The following is a 4,004-nucleotide window of genomic DNA, read 5'->3' as shown; positions in this document are numbered from 1 at the left end:
GGCGACCGGATGCCGCGCCGAAGGCCGCCGAGGTGAACGTTCTCGGCGGCCGGTCCGCCCAGGTGCCCGTCGCGCGGTCGCGCCCCGAGAGCCCGGCCCGGCCCGGCGACCAGGCGGCGCTGGCGTACTACGAGCAGAAGGACCCGGCCCGCGCCGCGCACGTCATCGAGGTGATCTGGACCGGCCCCATGCTGCGCGTCTACACGGACCTGCCCGCCTCCGACGCGAACTCCCGTACGGCCATCGCCCTCTGCGAGATCGCCGCGGCGTACGCCGAGGGCCACGACCATCTCCCGGCGGTGTTCGTGCACGCCGACCGGGCGGCCGGATACCCCGTCCTGGCCAACAAGATGGACGATCGGGACGACTGCCGCCTCGGCCGCGTGCCCTGAGGAGGCGTCGTCCGGCGAATCGCCGCCGGCCCGGTCGACGCCGGGCCGGAAGCGTCCTCGCGCGGCCTTACTCGGCCGGGGCGAGGGTCAAGGAGACGCTGTTGATGCAGTACCTCTGGTCCGTGGGCGTGGGGTAGCCCTCGCCCTCGAACACGTGGCCGAGGTGCGAGTCGCAGTTCGCGCAGCGCACCTCCGTGCGGATCATGCCGAGGCTCCGGTCCTCGATGAGCGTGACCGCGTCGGACTCGGTCGGCTGGTAGAAGCTCGGCCAGCCGCAGTGGGAGTCGAACTTGGTCTCCGAGCGGAACACCTCGGCGCCGCAGGCCCGGCAGTGGTAGACGCCCACCGTCTTGGTGGAGACGTACTCACCGGTCCACGGGGCCTCGGTGCCGGCCTCGCGGAGGACGTGGAACTCCTCGGGCGAAAGCTGGACCTTCCATTCCTCGTCGCTCTTGCGTATCGCTGTCACACCGTGAACAACGATCGTCGGCAAGGCGTCATTCCACGGCGGGGCCTGCTCGAATGTCGGTGCCGGCGGGTAACGTGCGCGTATGGCGTCACCATTCGTTGAGGTGCAGGTCGGCGACCGCGTCGTCAAGGTCACCAACCCGGACAAGGTGTACTTCCCGGCCCGGGGAGAGACCAAGCTCGACCTGGTCAACTATTACCTGTCCGTGGGCGAGGGCATCCTCCGGGCGCTGCGGGAGCGGCCGACCACCCTGGAGCGCTGGCCCGGCGGGGTCTTCGAGGGCGCCAAGCTGTCCACCCGGGCGGACAACCGGGGCGACGCCTTCTACCAGAAGCGCATACCCAAGAACGTCCCGGAGTGGATCGAGACCGCGCGGATCGCCTTCCCCAGCGGGCGGTACGCCGACGAGCTGAGCCCGGCGCACCTCGCGGACGTCGCCTGGGCGGCCAACCTCGGCACCGTGACCTTCCACCCCTGGCCCGTACGCCGCGCCGACGTCGACCACCCCGACGAGCTGCGCATCGACCTGGACCCGCAGCCCGGCACCGACTTCGACGACGCGAGGAAGATCGCCCTCGGCCCGGTGCGCGAGATGCTCGCCGAGCTCGGCTACACCGGCTACCCCAAGACCTCCGGCAGCCGCGGCGTCCACATCTATGTGCGCGTCGAGCCGCGCTGGACCTTCACCGAGGTACGCCGCTGCGCACTGGCGTTCGCCCGCGAGGTGGAGCGGCGGATGCCCGACCTCGTCACCACCAACTGGTGGAAGGAAGAGCGCGGCGAGAAGGTCTTCATCGACTTCAACCAGAACGCCCGCGACCGGACGATCGCCTCGGCCTACAGCGTCCGCCCGAAGCCGCACGCCCCGGTCTCCGCGCCGGTGACGTGGGGCGAATTGCCCGACGTGGACACCGACGACTTCACCATCGCGACCATGCCGGAGCGCTTCGCCAGGGTCGGCGACCCGCACGCCGCCATCGACGACGCCGCGTTCTCCCTCGATCCCCTGCTGGAGTGGGCCGACCGCGACGAGCGCGACCGGGGCCTCGGCGACATGCCCTACCCGCCGAACTACCCGAAGATGGAGGGCGAGCCCAAGCGCGTCCAGCCCAGCAAGGCCCGCAAGCCATAGCCCGCCCGGTTCAGCCGCGGGCCTCGCGGAAGCGCTTGACCACTTCGCTCGCGCTCACGGCGAGCACACCGAGGGCCACGACGTTGTAGAAGGCGTCCGGGGTCTTCCAGTCCGGCCCGTTGAAGTCCGCCAGGACGTGCGGGTCGAAGAGCAGGTGGCGGTACAGGACGTAGGCCAGAGGCAGCGCGAACACCGCCTCGGCGAGGGCGTTACCGGCGGCGAGGGGGATGGTCCAGTCGCGCACGGCGACCTGGATGAGGCTGAAGACCACGAGGCCCGCCAGACCGATGAGGATCGGCCAGATCCAGCCCGACCACAGATTCGGGTCGATCACCTGCGCCCGGTGGCCGTCGAGGTGGTAGGGCCTGGCGACGTGCTGCCAGATGATCAGCACGAGCAGCAGTGTGTGCCACACCGCCGAGGCGACGGCGGCGAAACCACGCCTCTCCTTCTGGACGGGCTCCGGCAGGTCGTCAGGAGTCCAGACGTCGGTGTTCGCCGTCGCGTCGCGGCGGCGCTGAGACCGCTCGACCAGGGCGAACACCACGGTGACCCAGGCGATCATCTGCGGCCCGACGGTCAGCACCATCGTGACGGCGCTGCCGAGCGCCGGGCCGATGCCCTTGCCACCCGCGACATCGAGCAGCAGGAGCGCCACGGCGACCAGCGGAAGCACGGTGGACAACAACCCCACCAGCAGGCGTTTGTAGGCGGGGAAGAGGTCGGGCCCGATCAGCGCCGTCGGCCGGTCGGCGTACCGGGCCGCGAGCCGGGCGGGGGCGCCCATCTCGGTGAGCACCTCGCGTTCGGCCGCGTCCGGGTCGGCCGCACCGCGCGCCTCGACGGTGTCGGCGATCGTCGTGCGTAGCTCATCGGCGATGTCGTCGCGCTGGCCGGCCGGGATCAACCGGACGACCTCATCCACGTAGCGCTCGGTCAGTGAGCTGGCGGTCATCAACTCTCCTTGGTCAATTCTGCGATCGAGGCGACCAGGCTCTGCCACTCGTGGATCAGGCCGGTGCGCACCTGGGAGCCCTCGGGGCTGACCCGGTAGAACTTGCGTGGCCGCGACTCGTCGGTGTTCCACTCACTGGTGAGAAGGCCCTGTTTGTCCAGCCGGCGCAGCAACGGATAGAGGGTGTTGCCGTCGACGGGGATTCCGGCGTCGTTGAGCGTCTCCAACAGCGCGTAGCCGTACTGCGGCTCCTCCAGCAGCGCCAGGCAGGCCAGCACGACCGTGCCGCGGCGCAGCTCCTGCGCCTGGCCAAGGGTCAGCTCCTCCAACGTCATGCACCACACCTTAGTGTGCGGCACACACCATTGTCCAGCGCGAGTGTTCGCTCGCGGAGACGCGCCGGGCCGCCCGAAGGCCGGTGACCGGCGCGGGAACGTGAAAGACCCCGGGCGCCGAAGCGCTCGGGGCCTTCCCGGGCCAGGGACCGCCCGCCGTTAGGGGATGACCTGCACCGTGTCGCCGACGGGGCGTTCGCCGGTCGCGTCGGACGTCTTGTTGACCACGTTGCCGTCGACCGCCATCGCCGTCGAGCCTCCGCCGTCGAGGTTCAGGGCGTTGATCGCGCCGAGTCCGCGCATCAGCCGGGCGGCCTCTTCGAGGGTCGCGCCTTCGCTGACGCCCGGCTGGCGGCCATCGACGGTGACGAGGATGAGCCGTCCCCGGGCGTCCGTGCCCGCGAGGGTCCGGGGCTGGCGCTGTTCGGCCCAGGCGTAGCCGAAGGAGAGGTCCGCCGGGTCGATGACCCCTTCCGTGGCCGCGTCGATGGCCACCTTGCCGTCACGCAGCAGAATCGGCCCGGCGCTCACGATGCCGGTCCCGCCGGTCAGCGGGACCGTCCGGCCCGCGGAGTCGCGGACCCGCTCGTCGATGGTCAGCCGCCGTCCCACGACGGCGTGGGCCCCCAGCCACGTCGCGGCCGTCCCGATGCCCTGGAGGACCCTGCCACCGGCCGGGACCGGGCCGCCGAAGGTGCCCGCGCCGACCACCCGGCCGTGG

6 protein-coding genes are annotated in these 4,004 nt (G+C 71.2%); 2 read left to right on the top strand and 4 right to left on the bottom strand.

Going from position 1 to position 4,004, the window contains the following annotated elements:
• Nucleotides 1-392: hypothetical protein (locus tag ACFFNX_RS44210; RefSeq protein ID WP_378212250.1), on the top strand; the 392-nt coding region annotated here is incomplete at its 5' end.
• Between the two features lie 67 nt (nucleotides 393-459).
• Here the strand turns inward: ACFFNX_RS44210 and msrB are convergent.
• Nucleotides 460-861, bottom strand: coding sequence for a peptide-methionine (R)-S-oxide reductase MsrB (gene msrB / locus ACFFNX_RS44205; protein ID WP_378212249.1), 402 nt, complete (start codon nucleotides 859-861; stop codon nucleotides 460-462).
• A gap of 82 nt (nucleotides 862-943) precedes the next feature.
• Between msrB and ACFFNX_RS44200 the strand changes: the two genes are divergently transcribed.
• Nucleotides 944-1,993, top strand: coding sequence for a DNA polymerase domain-containing protein (locus ACFFNX_RS44200; protein ID WP_378212248.1), 1,050 nt, complete (start codon nucleotides 944-946; stop codon nucleotides 1,991-1,993).
• A 10-nt stretch (nucleotides 1,994-2,003) separates the two neighbouring features.
• On the opposite strand, the gene ACFFNX_RS44195 is transcribed toward ACFFNX_RS44200, so the two are convergent.
• The 3 genes from ACFFNX_RS44195 to ACFFNX_RS44185 all read right to left on the bottom strand — a co-directional run.
• A complete protein-coding gene (locus tag ACFFNX_RS44195) occupies nucleotides 2,004-2,948 on the bottom strand; it encodes an HAAS signaling domain-containing protein (RefSeq protein ID WP_378212247.1) in 945 nt (314 codons plus the stop codon).
• Complete coding sequence (locus tag ACFFNX_RS44190) at nucleotides 2,948-3,283, bottom strand: PadR family transcriptional regulator (protein WP_378212246.1); 336 nt, start codon at nucleotides 3,281-3,283, stop codon at nucleotides 2,948-2,950. Before ACFFNX_RS44190 ends, ACFFNX_RS44195 begins: the two co-directional genes overlap by 1 nt.
• A gap of 159 nt (nucleotides 3,284-3,442) precedes the next feature.
• Nucleotides 3,443-4,004, bottom strand: a 562-nt coding sequence (locus ACFFNX_RS44185) for a phosphodiester glycosidase family protein (protein WP_378212245.1), incomplete at its 5' end; no start/stop codon positions are given.

The sequence above is a fragment of the Actinoallomurus acaciae genome (assembly GCF_042429965.1).
GTDB lineage: Bacteria > Actinomycetota > Actinomycetes > Streptosporangiales > Streptosporangiaceae > Actinoallomurus > Actinoallomurus acaciae.
Note: the sequence above shows the minus strand (reverse complement) of the source record. Positions and strands in the feature narration are given on the sequence as shown.

Coding starts and splice junctions, on each gene's coding strand:
- ACFFNX_RS44195 (WP_378212247.1), bottom strand. CDS start 2,948: ATGACCGCCAGCTCACTGACCGAGCGCTACGTGGATGAGGTCGTCCGG.
- ACFFNX_RS44200 (WP_378212248.1), top strand. CDS start 944: ATGGCGTCACCATTCGTTGAGGTGCAGGTCGGCGACCGCGTCGTCAAG.
- ACFFNX_RS44190 (WP_378212246.1), bottom strand. CDS start 3,283: ATGACGTTGGAGGAGCTGACCCTTGGCCAGGCGCAGGAGCTGCGCCGC.